The sequence below is a fragment of the Vibrio sp. 811 genome (assembly GCF_033339195.1).
On record NZ_JAWOUB010000005.1, the window covers coordinates 184,951 to 202,817 of the forward strand.

Below are 17,867 nucleotides of genomic sequence, written 5' to 3' on the forward strand. Positions count from 1 at the left end.
TTACTGTAGCTACTTCACCTGAGTACAAGTCTGTGCGGAAACCAACTCATCTGCCATCAACTGACCGCGAGAATTACGTACTTTAATACGATACATCAAGCCCATATCAATTTGCTTGCGAACTTCTGGGTTGCTGCAGTAGGTATAGATACTGGTATTCAGTACTTGATTTAACGGCTTTGCACCGAGTGCGCCATCGTTATAAATCATCATCATCTCTACAACATTTTTGTTGGATGAGACACGCATTATTTGCAGTGGACCGTACTCTAAAGGGAGGCCCGCTGACAAGACTCCTGCTCGGTTTGATGCCATAAGCTCAAGTTGGCGCTGATTATCATCGGTTGATGAACAGCCAGCCAGAGCACCAAATACCAAGAAAAGACACAGTAATTTTTTCATAAATTAAAACACTTTTTTGAACGGTTTCACGATTACATGATCGTAAACACCAGCCGCTACATAAGGATCGGCTTCTGCCCACGCTTTAGCATCCTCTAGAGAGGCGAATTCAGCGATGACAGTTGAGCCCGTAAATCCAGCTTCACCAGGATTGTCAGAATCTATCGCAGGCATCGGACCAGCTGTAAGAAGGCGACCTTCGTCTTGTAGCTTTTGTAAGCGATCCAAGTGTTGTGGGCGAACGCTCATGCGTTTTTCCAACGAGTTCTCAACGTCCTGTGAAAAGATGACATACCACATAGCATAGTTCCTTAATTGGTAGGGTAAAGTGTTAATTTAACGCCTTTTTTGTGTCTCTCACAAGTGAACAACAGAAAATGTGAGATCCTTTCTAACTGTTAGCGTTGTAGGTTGACTAATTCTGAACCGGACGTGGTTTACCTTCACTGTCAATGGCTACGTAGTTGAAGGTCGCATCACAAACCATGAAGCGTTCGCCAACACCGTGAGCTTTGACGGGTTTGACCCATACTTCCAAATCGACACTCATGGATGTGCGGCCGATCTTAGTGCATTCGCCGTAGCAGCATACGACATCGCCCACACTAACAGGTTTTTTGAACGTAATGCTTGATACCGAAACGGTGACAACGCGACCACAAGAGATCTCTTTTGCCAGAATCGCGCCCGCTAAGTCGAGCTGAGACATTATCCAACCGCCAAAAATATCGCCATTGGCGTTTGTATCTGCAGGCATTGCAAGGGTACGAAGCAGCATTTGACCTTTCGGAGAGCTAATTTCTTGACTCATTGTGACATCCTAAATCTTAAAGGCGCTCAAACTAAGCGCCAACATAGTAAATACCTAGAACCAAAGGTCCTTAAAAAACCGCAGATACCGGACCAGAGAAAGTTGGTTTACAGCAGCAAGAATGGTCTGAAAACGGTACGTTGTTTGAGCGGTTTACTGATACATGGAGCAAAACAGCGACCCTAAGGTCGCTGTGAAGTCGCGGATTATAGCAAAACTGAGTTTTTAATCATCAGTGGACACATCGGATGAGTTATTTTTTTGTTCTTTTGGCATGTGTTTATAAATGTAAAAGCCAGTCGCAATCATGTAGGCAAATGTCGCGATCAACATTCCAAATACTTTGAAGTTAACCCAAACATCCAACGGCAATTCGTAAGCAATATAAATGTTTAGGCCAGCGAAGAATGAGAAGAAGCCAACCCAAGCCCAGTTAATCTTTGCCCAAACAGCGTCAGGTAACGTAATTTCCTTGCCTAGCATACCTTTGATGGCTGATTTTCCCAATGCGTGGCTCACTGCTAAGCCAATCGCCAGAATCGCGTAAATGATGGTGACTTTCCACTTTATAAAATTGTCGTCGTGGAAGAAAAGGGTCATGCCGCCGAAGATAGTGACGATAACAAATGTTATTAGCTGCATCTTTTCGACTTTCTTATACAGTGCATAGGTGACGACAAGCTGAATGGCTGTTGCTACGATCAGTGCACCTGTCGCCACGTAGATGTCGTACAGCTTGTATAAAGCGAAGAAAACGATGAGTGGTATAAAGTCTAGGATCTGCTTCATGATGGCAAAATCTACCTAATTATTGAATTGAAGACAGTCTAACTGAATCTGACAAGATGTGAATACTGGGGAAGTTAGGGTAAGAATAGTAACGCTTAGTATATCGTACAGCCCGCAAGCGTCTTCCACGTCGAAACAGCAAATGGAAGGAATAAAAATTGCCGCGTGAAGCGGCAATAGAGTTGAGAGTTTTAAACCTTAAGCCACACGTTGATATTGGGAAATAAGCGTTTTTACATCTTCTAAATAGCCTTCCCGCAGTAAGTTATCGACCGTTGCTTCTAGCTCTTCGAGAGACATCGTGAAGCAAGTGGATTTACCAGTCATCAGGGTCAGATATTGATGATACTCTTCTTCTGTATAGTGGCCTAAGCGATCAAGTAACAGTGTTTTGATTCCATGATGAATCAAGCCGTAGTATGTATGTCGATGAAGTAACATGGCGATCTCCTTATCAAGCTCATACGCTACTCATTTGCAGCCTGCTTGACCTTCTGGATAATTCGATTTACTCCAATAATGCACATCTAGTGCCAATTCTATATTTGCAAATTAAAAAGTGTTGGAAGGTGCAAAAGTCTCGTTCTGTAGCCATCTTTGGATGACGACTTGAAGTGCATTTAACGTGGTGGGCTTTTCGAGTCTGTCATCCATGAGTTTCGAAATTAGCTCCAACTCTCTAGCTCCAGACTCACCAGATAAGGCAATGATTGGAACGGAGGATGTGATTTGCTTAATCCGTTGGCTTGCGTCAAATCCATTCATTACCGGCATTTGGACATCCATAAGAACGAGATCAATCTTGTGTGAGTGGAATAGTTCTACCGCAGAGGCTCCATTATTTGCTTGTAAGCTGTTGACTCCCAATCTTTTTAAATACATCTGTACCAAGGTGCGTTGCACCTCTTTGTCATCAACAATGAGCACTGTTGGTGCATCTTTACATACTTGTACGTGTTGAGCTGAATGATTTTCAGAATGTGATGGAGTTGCTTTCCAGCTATCAAAGTCCGGTGCTCTCAATGTCTCTGGTTTTGGTGCGTTTGGTACGACTGGGAAATACAAGTAGAATTCTGTGAACTCGCTCAATTCAGACTGGCACTCTATTCGTCCTCCGAAGGAGCGCATAACACGTTGGCAATAGCCCAAACCTAAGCCACTGCCTCCGCTTTTTTGATACGAGAAAAAGTCATCAAATATCTTGTGTAAGATACTGCTATCTATACCTGGCCCACTATCTCGGAAGATCAGAATGTTTTCGTAAGCCCCCGTCTGGGTACGAATCTCAATTTGACTGTCGGGATAAGAATCAAAATAGTAGATAGCGTTACGAATCAAATTGAAAATGACAAAGTTAAACAGGGTCTCATTTAACTTCGCGACAAAATCGTGTGCCTGTGGCAGGTTAATTCTCTCTATTATTTGATCGTTTTCAAAACCATAACGGCTTATTGCTTGGTCGATGGCTTTATGTATGGAAGTGAGAGCTAAAGGCTCATGCTCTGGTGAGCTGTCACTAACTTCTCGTAAAATAATATCGATAAGTTGTCGACCGCGTTGTATAGCGGCTTCACCTTTATCAATTTCTCTTTTTAGCGTATCCAGTGAAGCGTTTGACTCTATATGCTGTTTTAAAGCTTCAAATTGTAATTGTACTTGAGCGAGAGGGTTACGCATTTCATGTGCAATGGAGTTAGCCAGCGCACGGCTTTGGCGTACCTTTCTATCGGCTTCAATGGTGCTCTGGATGCGAACTAATAACGTTTGCAGAGCTGAGATTTCTTCATTAGAAAACAGCTTATTATCTATTTTATGTGAAGAAATTAGTAAGTGAGTAACAGACTTTCCACGACCGAAGAGAGGCATAACGAGCGCAGTATTGCTTGAGCGCATGCGCTCGTAGAGCTTTCTCATCGACCCTTTAGAAGAGGAGGCATAATCAATTTCTTCAGACAACTCATCTAGCACGAGAACTGACTTGCTTGACGGCAGGTACTCTTCGTAAAACGTTTCTGTGTAATTGCTAGTGACTAGCTGCAGCTTGTTGTTTGGTATGTTAAGTAACGATGCCAACTGATGCATAGCATCATCTATTGAGCGTTTAAACTCTTCCTCTAACCCAAGGATTTGCTGAACGGGAGTGTGTCGTTTCCCATAAATAAAATACGAAGCGTAACGACTGACTCGCTTAAAAAGCAAGTGCCAAGTGATACCGATAAGCGCACATAAAGGTACCGCAACAAGCCATTGGTTATCTTCAGAGATAGGAATAAATATCGCCCCTAGCGGCAGAACAAAAATGGCGCAGACTAAGAGCGCGCTTACCGTTAAGTACGTGAGATATTTAGCGCTGTAGAAGCGAGAGGTAAGTAGGGCATAGCCCACAAACAACATTTCGCTGATTGAAAGTGCTGGTGGTAACCAAGTTAGGGAGAAGTCGCCAAGGAAATACGTCATTCCAAGGTGTATCACTGCCGTAGATAACATGAATACCAAAATGCCAGCTATCATATAGTTGCTTTTTGCTAGCGTGAGCTTGCTGCTGTTCGCGCGCATGGCAATCAAGTTAAGCAGCGTTAGTACCACGAAAGCTAGCAAACTAATGAAAAAATATGAGGTATGTGGGCCAAATTCAATGACGAACTGGCTTGGACCACTAATGGTGACATTTTCGACAGTAAGATTCGGCACTAAGTTGATGTACAGTGAATACGTTGCTAGTGCGACAAAGACGACTTTTTGCCAGACTTTGACCGCTGTTTTTTTAACATCTGCGGTTAACTGGCAAGAAAAATAGAATGCAAACGCAAAGGCGAAAAAAGACGCTAAGTTCGCTAACTTAGCCATAAAAATACCACCAACAGAGCCTAATTCTGGCAATAAATCGGTATGGAAATAGGCGTTGCTGCTTATCCAAACAATGATACAGCTGGAATAAGCGATGTAAGGCGCGTGATGCGAGCCTAAGATTGATTCACTCTTCTGTTTTAGGCGATAGCAGTAATACAGTAGCCAAGCGAATACTATTAGTACAGTCGCGTACAATGCCATTGCTTTTGGGTAAAAGAGACCGTGCAAATGAACATCAAGCATGCTCATTCACCTTTTTATCCATTCTTTTTGTTCGTACGCAATGTTTGTAGTCGCGAAATTGTATGTCTTGAAATGCTTCAACCATCATACCTAAATTCCAGAAACCGCGGTATGTCTTGGTACCGTCACCGTTAATGTCGCGGTATCCTGAGTGAAAGTAGGCACTTAAATCAATAGATTGATAGAAATTTAACATAAATACTTGCTCAATAATGGTAAAGCCGAGCTTATAGCCTGCTTTATAGAGCTCGCTCATCATAGTTTTTTGCGCCAGATACAAAAAATACAGCTTTTGTTGAATGTTGCCTCCCACCGTAAGACGCAGTACTTCGCAAACCGCTTCAGTGTTCTTTACACGAGATTGAAACTGAGCATCAAACCCAATAAGAGTGTGCTCATGAGTTAGAGCACGACACTCCAAAATACCCAGTTGATAGAGAACACTGTACCCATGATTAGGAAAGCAAAACTGCCATTGTTCGTTACTAAACTGTGGTGAGTAACTGAGCCAGTTATTTCGTTGATGCCAGCCTTGCACTAAAGCGGAGGAGACCATGATTGGTGAAGATGACGATTTGAGCAAGAGCGCAAAGTGCTGCCCTTTTTGCGAGAGTGATAAAAGAGGCAAGATTTCAAACCACTGTTCAGCTTGGACGAAAAGCTCAAGATTACTCAGTGTGATCGCTTCGGAAATCGGCATTAACGCAGCATGATTTGGCAGCATTACCTCAAGATCGCAATCTGCGATATCTTCAATTAACACGCTAGTATAGCTGTGGTCGTCAAACGGAAGCGGAGTAGGAATCACAGCTTCGTTTGAAGGATATTTTTGCTTGATTGCTTCGATCTCGCATTGACACCAGAAAACCATCCAATGCGGGTAACAATCTGCGGCAAGTTGTTCAAGTAAACGAATCTCTTTGGAGAAACCTGTCGGATACTGTTGCACTAAATCTCGATAATCCATTAACTCAAATAGTGCAGAAAGACTTTTTGATGCGTGTTTAGGAAAGAGAGATTTAAGCAGTTTTATTCGATACAGAGCAACCTGTTGAAAAAGAGCATCTCGTTTTTGTTTCGTTAGGGTAAGAATAACTGAGTCAACCAAGGCCTGCTGCTTTGATTCGATCGGCAAATTTGTTTTGGTGAGATAGTCCAAAGATTGCTCAAGACTCATGATATAACCTAGCTCTAACGTTTTGTTATATTTTGTAATGGTTTATATCATTTTGAAAAATTTATGCCATCGGTTTCTATTTGTATAGTTACGTAATGCAAGAAAAGACAAAAAAACCGCTCATTATGAGCGGTTTTTGGTCTATTCAAGAAAGGGTTAGGCTTCTTGCTTTTTTAGCTCAGCTTCTGCCGTTTCTTCTTCAATTAGCGCATCAACGATAACTGCACATGCAGCATCACCTGTGATGTTCAGTGCTGTACGAATCATATCGAAAATACGGTCAAGAGCGAATAGCAGCGGTAGACCTTCAATTGGAATGCCAGCGGCAAGAAGCACGGCAACCACTAGGAAAGAAGGGCCAGGAACACCCGCTTGACCAACCGCACCCAATGTAGACGTTACGATAATTGCAATGTAAGCGCCCATGCCTAGATCGATATTGAACAGTTGAGCAAAGAAGATAGCAACCAAGCCATAGTAAATCGCATTACCTGACATGTTGATCGTTGCGCCTAGAGGCAGAACAAATGATGCAGTTGAATTTTTTACGCCCAGCTCTTTTTCACAGGTGTCCATTGTAACAGGCAGTGTTGCCATAGAAGACGCTGTTGAAAGCGCAACTGCTTGCGGTTTCTTCATTGAAGACAGGAATTTCTTCGCAGATGTCTTCGTGAAAACATGCACCATTGCTGGGTAAACAACGAAACCGAAGATTAGGATGGCGGCAACGTAAACAACGAACAGTTTAAACACCACCATTAGCGCACCAAAACCGAACGTACCGACGGCTTCTGCCATCAGACCAAATACACCGATAGGTGCAATGATCATTACTTTGTTGATCATCCAAACCATTGCGTCAACGATGCAGTTAACACCATTGATGATTGGTTCACGACGCTCTTTTGCTTGCTTAGAAATCGCAATACCAAAGAACATACAGAAAACGAGGATCTGTAGGATGTTTGCTTCATTTAGTGATTGGAAAACGTTGGTTGGGATCATACCAGTGATGGTTGCCCAGAAAGTAGGTAGTTCACCTTTTGAAGCGTATTCTGCTGAGAACATGCCTTCGACGCCAGAGACGTCGATACCCATGCCTGGTTGGAATACTTCACCCATAAATAGTGCAAGCGCAACGGCTAGGGCGGATGTTAAACCAAAATAACCTAGAGTGACGATACCAACTTTACCTGCTGACTGGCTGTTCCCAAGACCAGCGGCGCCAGAAATCAAGGCTACAGCGACCAAAGGAATAACCAACATTTTGATTAAGTTGATAAAGATAGCACCTAAAGGAGCGAACACTGTCGCATCATGACCCATCATGGCACCAACGGCTGTGCCCACGATCATGGCGATTACGACTTGTACGCCAATGTTGTTTAGCAAACTCTTTTCTTTTAACACTTCCATAACCTCTGTGCTAATAAAATGTAAAATCCTAAAATTACCCACTAACCATAAATGGATTTACGGATAATTATCTCGCCTTGCTTTTTACACTTATCGTTTACAATTGGCAATATGCAGCAAGGTATTATTGATGGATTAATCGATATTTTATTGACGAACGATAAAGTTTTGTTCAATAGCAAACGTTTGCTATTGATTTTTCTTATAATGGTTACGCTTGGGATTGTTCAAGTTTATTTTTCTTTATTTGTTTTCTTTTTGTTAATTTTAACCGCTTTTGTATTTGCTATTGCAGTCAGAGTTTTTAGTGACTTGGGGTGATATTTATAACAATTCATCTCTTTCAAGCTCACACTTTTATTAATTTGCCTTCTGAAATGTTAATTGCTTTACATTCTTAGTCCTGATTGCGTTGTAAACATAATGTTAAATGGTAATGACTGGTGAGAATCAAATGCTGACGATCCAGTGTTAAGGATAACTTGCTTAGTTAATGCTCCTGAGCTGATTAGACGAGAAAGACAAGTAAGAGGTGAAGAGACTATGATGAATCTTGCTGCTGCGTTACAAAGAAATGCTGCGAGTAAACCAGATAAAACGGCGTTGATATGTGGCGCTGAAAAGATAAATTATGCGCAGTTTAATGCGATCGCCGGCAAGATCGCAGCGTCTTTAATCAATAAAGGCGTAAAGCCAGGTGACCGCGTTGCGATTTCATGCCCAAACATTCCTTTTTTCGCGTTTGTTTATTATGCAATACAAAAAGCTGGCGCGGTTGCAGTCCCATTAAATGTGCTTTTGAAAGCGCGAGAAATTAAGTATCACTTAGAAGATTCAAAAGCGAAGTTTTATTTCTGCTTTGAAGGGACGAAAGAACTGCCAATGGCAAAAGAGGGCGTCAAAGCCTTTGAACAAGTCGATACATGCGAAGGCATAGTCGTACTGACTCAATCTCAAGATGAAAGCTATTGGAATGGTGTAATAACTCTCAATGCGTTTATAGCCGATGTCCAACCGTTGCCGGATTATATACCGCGTAATGCGGATGATACTTGTGTGATTTTGTATACATCAGGGACGACAGGCTTACCAAAAGGCGCTGAGCTGACTCAGCAGAACATCATAATGAACGCTCTGGTGGCACAAAACATTATGGGCAGCCAGGCCGATGATATTCACTTAGTAACTTTGCCTTTATTTCATACATTTGGTCAAACCGTCCACTTAAATGCTAGTGTTTTGGGCGGGGCAACATTGGTGTTAGTGCCTAGGTTTGAGCCTAAACATGTTCTTGAGCTGGTGGAAAAACATAGGGTGACGATATTTGCTGGTGTGCCAACGATGTACATCGGTCTGCTTCATGTGCAGCATCAATTTGATACCTCGTCATTGCGTGTTGCAGTAAGCGGTGGTGCGCCATTACCAACCGAAATCTTTCGAACCTTTGAAGAAACATTTAATGTGCCGATCTTAGAAGGATACGGGTTGTCGGAGACAAGTCCTATTGCATGTTTTAATCATTTAGATCAGGAGCGAATACCAGGCTCGGTAGGTCAACCGGTTCAAGGCGTCGAAGTAAGAGTTATCGACATTGAAGGCAATGCACTACCGATAGGCGAAGAAGGTGAGATTGTTGTGCGTGGTCATAATGTTATGAAGGGATATCTTGACCGCCCAGAAGTTACTGAATCTGCGCTACAAAATGGTTGGTTCCATACTGGTGATGTGGGCCGCTTTGACAGTTCAGGTAATTTATTTATTGTCGATAGAATGAAAGATCTGATCATTCGAGGTGGATTTAATGTTTATCCCAGAGAAATTGAAGAAGTTTTCATGACTCATCCTGCAGTTTCAATGGTAGCGGTGATAGGGATTCCAAATGAAGAGTATGGCGAAGAGATAAAAGCCTACGTTGTACTTAAACCAAAAGAATACATTGACGCCGATTCATTACAAAAGTGGGGTAAAGAGCAATTAGCCTCGTTTAAATATCCTCGTTATGTCGAAATTCGTGAACACCTCCCGATGAGTGCGACAGGAAAGATTTTGAAACGTGAGTTGAAATCTGAATTGAATATAGCTTAGTCAATTCAATGGTTTTTGTGTCACAGCGCCACTTGCCTAAGCGCAAATGGTGTTGTGCTCTTGACCAATTAGATGCATAAGTTTTTTAGCTATCGTTAGACAATACTTACCGCTTGTTGAATGGATCTATTGCTCGAGTTCTTTAAAGTATTCTTCTAAGCGTTTCGGATTGGTAATGGTTACTGAGCCATAGTTTAGCTCTAGCATCCCAATACTTTCTAATCGTTTTAGTATCTTGTGTACGCTCTGACGAGTTAGCCCCATCATGTTAGCGATATGTTCTCTTGTTACCCTGACAACGCATGGTCGAGTATCGATCGCTTGATTAAGTTGGTATTCAGCAAGCAGCAGCAACCTTTTGGCGACTCGTTCTTCAATTCCTCTAATCGCGTCATCTTCGATAACAGAAATAGCAGACCATAAACGGCGGCTAAGTAAGTCGAGTATAGTGGGGTAACTTTGAGGGTATTTGGCGAGTAACTGGCGAAATTTATCTCCAGGAAGCTCCATTACAGTCACGTCCGAATGCGCGGTCGCACCAAAAATACGAGGCATACCGGGAGAAAAAACATTGTCTCCAAACCAGCCACCAGCTTCGAAAATCATCAGTGTGACTTCTTTGCCTTTTGAACTAATTGAGTTCACTCTCACTGCACCTTGAGCTATGACCATAAGAGAAGATTGAAGTGCACCTTTATTGCAAATCAGTGCTTTTTCGTCGAAGCAGCGAACCTTAGTCATTTGCGCTGCTTCACTGAGCCCTTTATCTGGCAGCCCTGATAGTACAGGACATTTGGCTAGCAGTGTTTTGACTTCTTCCATGTAGCAACCTTACTGCACATTGCTTTATTGAGTTAGTTAAGTGACCCAAGCTTAACACTCTTTGAGTGCTCTGCTTGAGATAGATTTGGAAAGTGCGGGCGTTGAACAAAAAATGACGTGGTATAAACGCGATAGTAAGAAAACGCCCACTAAACATAATGTTAAGCGGGCGTTGTTGTGTCATATCAAACTGAAATTATTTTTGAGTGGCAGCTTTCATTGCAGAAACGAATTCACCTAGCTTGTCGAGCATAATTTGTGGCTGCTCAACGTTCGCTTCAATGATTTTGACCACGGCTGAACCAGAAATTGCACCAGCCGCACCAGATTCTAGTGCTTGTTTCACCTGTGCAGGCTCAGAGATGCCAAAACCAAGTAGTGCTGGTGGCGCATCAAATTGGTTCAGTCTATCCAGCATATGACCTACAGGCATGTTTGCTTTGGTTTCTGCGCCAGTAACGCCTGCACGAGATAGTAGGTAAGTGTAGCCGCCACCTAACTCTGATACTTGCTTCAGTGTTTCGTCACTTGCCGTTGGTGGTGCGATGAAGATCGGGTGAATACCAAACTTCTCTGCAGCAGCAACGAACTCGGCACTTTCATTAGTTGGTACGTCTGCAATCAAAACAGAATCGATGCCTGCTTTTGCACAACGCTCATAGAAGTTTTCGATACCACGAGAGTAAACAAGGTTCGCGTACATCAGAAGACCAATAGGTAGCTCTGGGTACTTAGCTCGGATCTTACCAATTTGTTCGAAGCAGATATCCGGTGTTGCGCCTGAATCTAGCGCACGAATGTTAGCGCCTTGGATGGTCGGGCCATCCGCAAGAGGATCTGAAAATGGAATACCAAGTTCAAGTGCATCTGCGCCAGACTCGACCAGTGTTTCCATGATTTTGTAAGACTGCTCGGCGTTTGGATCGCAAACCGTTACGAACGGTACAAATGCGCCTTGGTTCTTTTCGTTTAGGCGCGTAAACATCTTCTCATAACGGCTCATTAGATTGCTCCTTTTTCTTCTAAGATGGCATGCACAGTGAAGATATCTTTATCACCACGACCAGATAGGTTAACAACCAACAATTGCTCTTTTTCTGGGTTCTCACGAGCCATACGCAGTGCATGAGCCAGTGCGTGAGAAGATTCAAGAGCAGGGATGATGCCTTCATGGCGTGCAATCTCTTGGAATGCTTCTAGTGCTTCATCGTCTGTCACGTTGTCGTATTCAGCACGGCCAATTGCGTTTAGGTGTGCGTGTTGTGGGCCAACTGAAGGGAAATCAAGGCCAGCAGATACCGAGTAAGACTCTTCTACTTGACCGTTTGGATCTTGCATCAATGGCGCTTTCATACCGAAGAAGATGCCTGTTTTACCATGCTTAAGTGGGGCGCCGTGCTGGTCAGTATCGATACCTTTACCTGCTGGCTCAACACCAATTAGGCGAACGCTTTCTTCTTCGATGAAGTCAGCAAACATACCAATCGCGTTTGAACCACCGCCCACACATGCGATAACCGCATCAGGAAGACGACCTTCACGTGCCAAAATCTGATTCTTCGTTTCTTCACCAATCATGCGTTGGAAGTCACGCACGATGGTTGGGAATGGGTGAGGACCTGCCGCTGTACCTAGTAGGTAGTGCGCGTCTTCATAAGTTGCAGACCAGTCGCGCAGCGCTTCGTTACATGCATCTTTAAGTGTCGCTGAACCCGAGTGGACAGGAATGACTTCTGCGCCCATTAGCTTCATACGGAATACGTTCGGGCTTTGACGCTCAACGTCTTTTGCACCCATGTAAACGCGGCACTTAAGGCCAAGTAGTGCACACGCTAGTGCGGTTGCAACACCGTGTTGGCCTGCGCCTGTTTCTGCGATGATTTCGTTTTTACCCATGCGTTTCGCAAGCAGCGCTTGACCTAACACTTGGTTGGTCTTGTGCGCGCCACCGTGAAGTAGGTCTTCACGTTTTAGGTAAAGTTTGGTTTTCGTACCTTTGGTTAGGTTACGAGTTAGAGTCAAAGCCGTTGGACGACCCGCATACTCTTGAAGAAGCGTCATGAATTCGCTGCGGAATTCTGGATCTTCTTGCGCGTCGATAAACGCTTGCTCTAGTTGCTCCAGCGCTGGAACTAGAATTTGCGGAACGTACTGACCGCCGTATTCGCCAAAGTAGGCATTCAGTTTTGCCATCGTTATATTCCTTCTCGTATTTTTCGCTACGAATAGCTTTAAATTTTTTAGCTGATGTCCAGCTTTAGTAGTTGCGAATGGCGGTGAAGGCCGCAAGCAACTTCTGTGAATCTTTTTTGCCTGGTGCGCTTTCTACACCAGAGTTTAAATCTAATCCCAAGCAACCTAGTGTCGCTGCTTGTTGAGCATTTTCTGGCGACAGTCCGCCCGCTAGCATAATTTGACTTGGGTCGCCGATCAGTGACCAGTCGAACACTTGTCCGGTTCCACCTGTTTTAGTGCCAACTTGTGCATCTAATAGGTGACGGTCAATGTTGTCCGAAAGCAGTTCTGGCTTCGCATCTGTCACACCGTAAGCTTTCCAGATTTCAACACATGCTGGTAGCTCTGCTTTTAGCTGATTAACGTAAGCTTGGTCTTCTTGACCGTGCAGTTGCACCGCTTTTAAACCCAAAGAGGTCACGACAGAAGCAACAAAATCGATATCGTGATTTTGGAACACGCCTACGTAGTTAAGTGGAGCACCGCTCATGGTTAAGCGCGCACCTTCAAGGTCGACCGCACGCTTCGAATTCTCGACAAAAATCAGACCACCAAATACCGCACCAGCTTGGTACGCTTTCGCTGCGTCATCTGGGTGCGTTAAGCCACAGACTTTGTTTTCGCCTAACGTCACTTTACGTACTGCAAGTTCAAGGTTGTCTTCCGCCATCAGTGAACTACCAATCAAGAAGCCGTCTGCGTATTCCGCTAAATCACGAACTTGTTGATGTGTATAAATGCCAGATTCTGAGATTACTGTTGCGTTAGGAGCCAGTTCACGAATGGTCGGTGCCAGTTCTTTCGTACGATTCAAATCAGTACTTAGGTCGCGAAGGTTACGGTTATTAATGCCGATAACGCGTGCGCCTAGCTTAACTGCACGATGAAGCTCTTCTTCGTTGCTGACTTCGGTCAAGATACCCATGTTCAGGCTGTGCGCTGCTTCCTCTAGCGCTTTGTACTCTTCGTCATTAAGGACAGAAAGCATAAGTAGCACGGCATCAGCACTGTAATGACGCGCTAGGTAAACTTGGTAGGTATCTACCATGAAGTCTTTGCACAGAACCGGTTGTTTGACTTGACCACGCACTTGAGGAAGAAAGTCAAAGTTACCTTGGAAGTACTTCTCGTCTGTTAGGACTGAAATCGCATCAGCATGGTTGTTGTAAACCGATGCAATGTAATCCAAGTCGAAGTGATCACGAATCAAACCTTTAGAAGGAGATGCCTTCTTACATTCGGTGATGAAGGCCGTCTTTTCGCCACTCAGAGCATCGTAGAAGCTGCGGTCCGATGGCAGCAAATCAGACTTAAATGTGCTTAGCGGTTGAGACACCTTACGGTCTGCTACCCACTGATATTTGTCGCGGACAATTTTCGCCAGTACTTCTGCCATTTCTGCTTCTTTCTTAGAAACGTGTTCAGACAGGTTGTCAGCTTGCTGAGTGTTGAAGTCAGTCATCTTCTTCAATTCCTTAAGCGTGTGCGGCAAGTTGTTGTACCAATTGGTACGCCTTGCCTGAATTCATTGCCTCAATCGCTTGTTGCGTGTTGGCTTTTAAATCTTCGTGGCCGAATAGACGCATTAGCAGAGCAACGTTTACTGCCACTGCACCCAACTGTGCGTCTGTACCTTTACCCGTCAGGATATTGGTAATGATCGCTTTGTTTTCTTCAGGATCGCCACCTTTGATTGCTTCTAGTGGGTGCGCTTCTAGACCGAAGTCTGCAGGCGTTAATTTGTATTCTGTGATCTTACCGTCTTTGATTTCGGCAACGGTTGTTTCACCGTGAATTGCTACTTCGTCCAAGCCACTGCCGTGTACTACAGCGGCGCGCTTCATACCCATTTGTAGCATGGTTTCTGCGATAGGACGAACCAGTTCTTCACTGTAAACGCCCATCAATTCGATGTTAGGACGAGCAGGGTTAATCAGTGGGCCAAGAATGTTAAAGATGGTGCGTGTTTTCATAGTTTGACGCACTGGCATCGCATGGCGCACACCACCGTGGTATTGAGGTGCAAATAGGAAAGCGACACCAATATCGTCTACCGCTTTGCGCGTATCTTCTGCGCTCATAGCTAGGTTGATACCAAATGAATCAAGAAGATCAGAAGAACCAGATTTGCTTGAAACGCTGCGGTTACCGTGTTTCGCTACTTTTAGACCACATGCTGCAGCAACAAACGCCGCAGTGGTTGAAATGTTGATGGTGTTGTGACCGTCACCACCAGTACCTACGATATCTGCGAAATCGTAATCTGGGCGAGGGAATGGATTTGCGTTTGCCAGCAGTGCTTTCGCCGCGCCTGCAATTTCGTCTGGCGTTTCGCCTTTGAGTTTTAGTGCAGTCAGTGCTGATGCCATTAAAATTGGGTCTAGTTCCCCACGGATAATGATGTCGAATAGCTGTTGGCTCTCTTCCTGAGTAAGCGATTCTTGCTCGTACAGTTTGGTAATAATAGGGTTGATGATTGCTTCCATATTTCCTCTCCTAAATTTCTTATGTGCCAAGTGCTTTTTAAGCAGTGAGTGGGGTCGCTGAAGTTTGTTCTTCAAGTGCCCATTCAATGGCATTGGCCAACAGTGTTGCTCCGTAGGTCGTCATAATAGATTCCGGGTGGAACTGGAACCCGCAAACTTTATCTTCTTCATGTACAACAGACATTACCAAGTCATCCACTTCTGCTGTGATGGTTAGGCTCTCAGGAACCTTGGTCGCAACCAGCGAGTGGTAACGTGCAATTGCAAGTGGTGATGGTAGGTTTTGGTAAATCGCATGGTTTTGGTGCTCCATCATAGAGACCTTACCGTGAATGATTTCGCCCGCGCCAGCAACGGTGCCGCCGTATGCTTCAACAATCGCTTGGTGACCAAGACAAATACCAATCATTGGCACTTTGCCTTTCATACGTTGGATAAGCGCTGGCATTGAGCCTGCCTCTGAAGGTGCACCAGGACCTGGTGATAGTAGAACCACTGGGTTTTCAAGCGCGTTTACCGCTTGTTCGATGGTTTCTGCTGGGATGTTGTTTCGGTAAATCTTGACTGAGTGACCTAGCGAGCGGAATTGATCCACAAGGTTGTAGGTGAACGAGTCAAAGTTGTCGATAAAAATGATATTAGCCATCTCTGAACCCTATTCCTTATTGTGACTTATGCGCTGCTTGGATAGCAGAGATTACCGCTTGTGCTTTGCCGCGTGTTTCGTCTGCTTCCGCTTGTGGATCGGAGTCGAACACCACGCCTGCACCAGCTTGAACTTGAGCAATCCCGTTCTCAACGTAAGCTGAGCGGATCACGATACATGTGTCGAGTGTGCCTTCACCGGTAAGGTAACCCACAGCACCGCCGTAGCTACCGCGTCGTGCGCCTTCTACATCACGAATCAACTGCATGGCACGAATCTTTGGTGCACCAGTGAGCGTGCCCATGTTCATACATGCTTGGTATGCGTGCAGCGCGTCTAGGTCTTCACGCAGTTGACCAACCACACGAGATACCAAGTGCATTACGTGGCTGTAGCGGTCGACTTTTAGAAGGTCTGCTACGTGGCGAGTGCCAGCTTGAGCAATACGAGCGACGTCGTTACGTGCTAAGTCAACCAACATCATGTGCTCTGCGTTTTCTTTCATGTCGGTACGCAGTTCAAGTTCGATGCGGCTATCTAGGTCGAAATCAATCTCGCCGTTAGGGCGCTTACCGCGGCGACGAGTGCCTGCGATTGGGTAGATTTCAATTTGGTTAGTGTCGGTTTCATACTTAAGCGCGCTTTCAGGTGATGCGCCAAACAGAGTGAACAGCTCATCTTGCATGTAGAACATGTAAGGGCTTGGGTTACTTTGTTTCAGTTCTTTGTAAGCCGCCAGTGGAGAAGGACAAGGTAGAGTGAATCTACGAGACGGTACAACTTGGAATACATCGCCTTTCACTACGAACTCTTTTAAGTCGCGAACGGTTTGGCGGAAGTCTGCATCAGACACGCTAGGTTCTACCGTTACATCTGTTATTTGCTCTGCACTCGGCAACAGTTTTGGCGCTGCACACTGGGCGCTAATTTCTGCAATACGAGTCTCTAACGCTGTTTTCTCTGAACCATCAACAAACAACGTCGCTTGAAGCTGGCAAGATTCCGTTTGATGGTCGACAACAAGTAGTGTTTCCGCGACGTAGAAAACGTAATCTGGACACTGATTTGTTGCTTCGGCATTACCAAGCGGCTCAAAGTTTGCGACTAAGTCGTAGGCAAACAGACCACCAAGGAAAATTGCGTGTTTGTCTTGCTGTGAAATATCAAAACTATGCTGAACCAAACGCAGCGCATCGAAAGAAGAGGCTTCACGTAGGCGAGAGTCTTCATCTAACGTGTCGCATGGCTGGTTAAACTCCAAAGTTAGCGCTTCGCCATCGAACTTGCTCTCAACGTCACCACGGATGTTTTGGTTTAGGTGAGACAGTAGGTTTTTACCGTTATTGGTCAAGGCGTGCATGCTAACGGTATGGCCGAAGCAAACAATGCGAACCGCTGAATCTACGATTAGCAGGGATTTTAAATTTTGCTTTGAATCGATCTCAGCAGATTCCAGCAATAGGCTGTCAGTTTTGTTCTCACATAGTGTGTGGAACAAGCGAGTCGGGTCTTGAGTATAAGGGACGGAAGCCGTTAGCACTTCAAGCTGTCCAAGTTTCTTAATTTCAATGGCCTTGTTCACAAGACCTCCTTGTAGCTGTTTAAATCTTCCTGCCGTACATAGTCGCATAAAGCAAACGTTCTCCCAATCTAGACTTGGCTATATTCGATTAATGTTTAGGCAGTTGAATGTGAAATGAGCAACAAAACAAAAAAGCCCGCTTAAGTAGCGGGCTTTACAACGTTTGGTTCTATAAACTAGAAGTATACGTTTGCCCACCAAGAACTAGTCCAAGTGCGCCACCAAGCAAGATCTGATGAGTTTGCCTTATTAAGACAAACCGCAACTTTCGCTTTTTGGTTTTGGTTAAATTCTTGTAACATGGTGAACCTTAAATTACGTAC

Annotated in this window: 17 protein-coding genes and 1 other annotated feature; of the genes, 1 reads left to right on the plus strand and 16 read right to left on the minus strand. The window is 44.4% G+C overall.

From position 1 onward, the window contains the following. Positions 1–9: 9 nt before the first annotated feature. From R7Q46_RS10820 to R7Q46_RS10855, 8 genes are all read right to left on the minus strand, one after another. A complete protein-coding gene (locus R7Q46_RS10820) occupies positions 10–402 on the minus strand; it encodes a GspS/AspS pilotin family protein (RefSeq protein ID WP_005386726.1) in 393 nt (130 codons plus the stop codon). Between the two features lie 3 nt (positions 403–405). Then, positions 406–702, minus strand: a complete 297-nt coding sequence (locus R7Q46_RS10825) for a YciI family protein (protein WP_005386727.1) — start codon at positions 700–702, stop codon at positions 406–408. A 115-nt stretch (positions 703–817) separates the two neighbouring features. Continuing rightward, positions 818–1,213, minus strand: a complete 396-nt coding sequence (yciA, locus tag R7Q46_RS10830) for an acyl-CoA thioester hydrolase YciA (protein ID WP_213871707.1) — start codon at positions 1,211–1,213, stop codon at positions 818–820. 225 nt (positions 1,214–1,438) lie between these two features. Then, on the minus strand, positions 1,439–2,002 hold the full coding sequence (locus R7Q46_RS10835; RefSeq protein WP_005376769.1) for a septation protein A: 564 nt from the start codon (positions 2,000–2,002) through the stop codon (positions 1,439–1,441). Between the two features lie 198 nt (positions 2,003–2,200). Beyond that, positions 2,201–2,443, minus strand: a complete 243-nt coding sequence (locus tag R7Q46_RS10840) for a hypothetical protein (RefSeq protein ID WP_017634694.1) — start codon at positions 2,441–2,443, stop codon at positions 2,201–2,203. 111 nt (positions 2,444–2,554) lie between these two features. Further along, positions 2,555–5,095 carry a hybrid sensor histidine kinase/response regulator gene (locus R7Q46_RS10845; RefSeq protein WP_213871705.1) on the minus strand — a complete coding sequence of 847 codons (2,541 nt, stop codon included), beginning with the start codon at positions 5,093–5,095 and terminating at the stop codon, positions 2,555–2,557. Then, positions 5,088–6,272, minus strand: coding sequence for an acyl-homoserine-lactone synthase (locus R7Q46_RS10850; protein WP_170893474.1), 1,185 nt, complete (start codon positions 6,270–6,272; stop codon positions 5,088–5,090). The genes R7Q46_RS10845 and R7Q46_RS10850 overlap by 8 nt, the downstream gene beginning before the upstream one ends. 156 nt (positions 6,273–6,428) lie before the next feature. Beyond that, positions 6,429–7,688, minus strand: a complete 1,260-nt coding sequence (locus R7Q46_RS10855) for a dicarboxylate/amino acid:cation symporter (RefSeq protein WP_005376774.1) — start codon at positions 7,686–7,688, stop codon at positions 6,429–6,431. A gap of 543 nt (positions 7,689–8,231) precedes the next feature. On the opposite strand from R7Q46_RS10855, the gene R7Q46_RS10860 reads away from it, so the two are divergent. Then, a complete protein-coding gene (locus R7Q46_RS10860; RefSeq protein WP_213871704.1) occupies positions 8,232–9,773 on the plus strand; it encodes a long-chain-fatty-acid--CoA ligase in 1,542 nt (513 codons plus the stop codon). 126 nt (positions 9,774–9,899) lie between these two features. Here the strand turns inward: R7Q46_RS10860 and R7Q46_RS10865 are convergent, their stop codons facing one another. From R7Q46_RS10865 to R7Q46_RS10900, 8 genes are all read right to left on the minus strand, one after another. Further along, positions 9,900–10,595: a Crp/Fnr family transcriptional regulator gene (locus tag R7Q46_RS10865; RefSeq protein ID WP_005376777.1), complete on the minus strand. Its 696-nt coding sequence runs from the start codon at positions 10,593–10,595 to the stop codon at positions 9,900–9,902. Positions 10,596–10,791: 196 nt separating this feature from the next. Continuing rightward, positions 10,792–11,598: a tryptophan synthase subunit alpha gene (gene trpA, locus R7Q46_RS10870; RefSeq protein WP_130545111.1), complete on the minus strand. Its 807-nt coding sequence runs from the start codon at positions 11,596–11,598 to the stop codon at positions 10,792–10,794. Beyond that, positions 11,598–12,788, minus strand: a complete 1,191-nt coding sequence (gene trpB, locus R7Q46_RS10875; protein ID WP_005445041.1) for a tryptophan synthase subunit beta — start codon at positions 12,786–12,788, stop codon at positions 11,598–11,600. The genes trpA and trpB overlap by 1 nt, the downstream gene beginning before the upstream one ends. A 64-nt stretch (positions 12,789–12,852) precedes the next feature. Continuing rightward, complete coding sequence (gene trpCF / locus R7Q46_RS10880; protein WP_318077499.1) at positions 12,853–14,292, minus strand: bifunctional indole-3-glycerol-phosphate synthase TrpC/phosphoribosylanthranilate isomerase TrpF; 1,440 nt, start codon at positions 14,290–14,292, stop codon at positions 12,853–12,855. Positions 14,293–14,305: 13 nt separating this feature from the next. Continuing rightward, complete coding sequence (gene trpD / locus R7Q46_RS10885; protein ID WP_033905671.1) at positions 14,306–15,316, minus strand: anthranilate phosphoribosyltransferase; 1,011 nt, start codon at positions 15,314–15,316, stop codon at positions 14,306–14,308. A 37-nt stretch (positions 15,317–15,353) separates the two neighbouring features. Then, positions 15,354–15,962, minus strand: a complete 609-nt coding sequence (locus R7Q46_RS10890; RefSeq protein ID WP_318077500.1) for an aminodeoxychorismate/anthranilate synthase component II — start codon at positions 15,960–15,962, stop codon at positions 15,354–15,356. Positions 15,963–15,978: 16 nt separating this feature from the next. Further along, positions 15,979–17,544: an anthranilate synthase component 1 gene (locus R7Q46_RS10895; RefSeq protein ID WP_262647518.1), complete on the minus strand. Its 1,566-nt coding sequence runs from the start codon at positions 17,542–17,544 to the stop codon at positions 15,979–15,981. A 126-nt stretch (positions 17,545–17,670) separates the two neighbouring features. Further along, positions 17,671–17,774 (minus strand) — a sequence feature (Trp leader region). Further along, complete coding sequence (locus R7Q46_RS10900) at positions 17,721–17,846, minus strand: trp operon leader peptide (RefSeq protein ID WP_005376787.1); 126 nt, start codon at positions 17,844–17,846, stop codon at positions 17,721–17,723. It overlaps the preceding feature by 54 nt. Positions 17,847–17,867 lie beyond the last annotated feature (21 nt).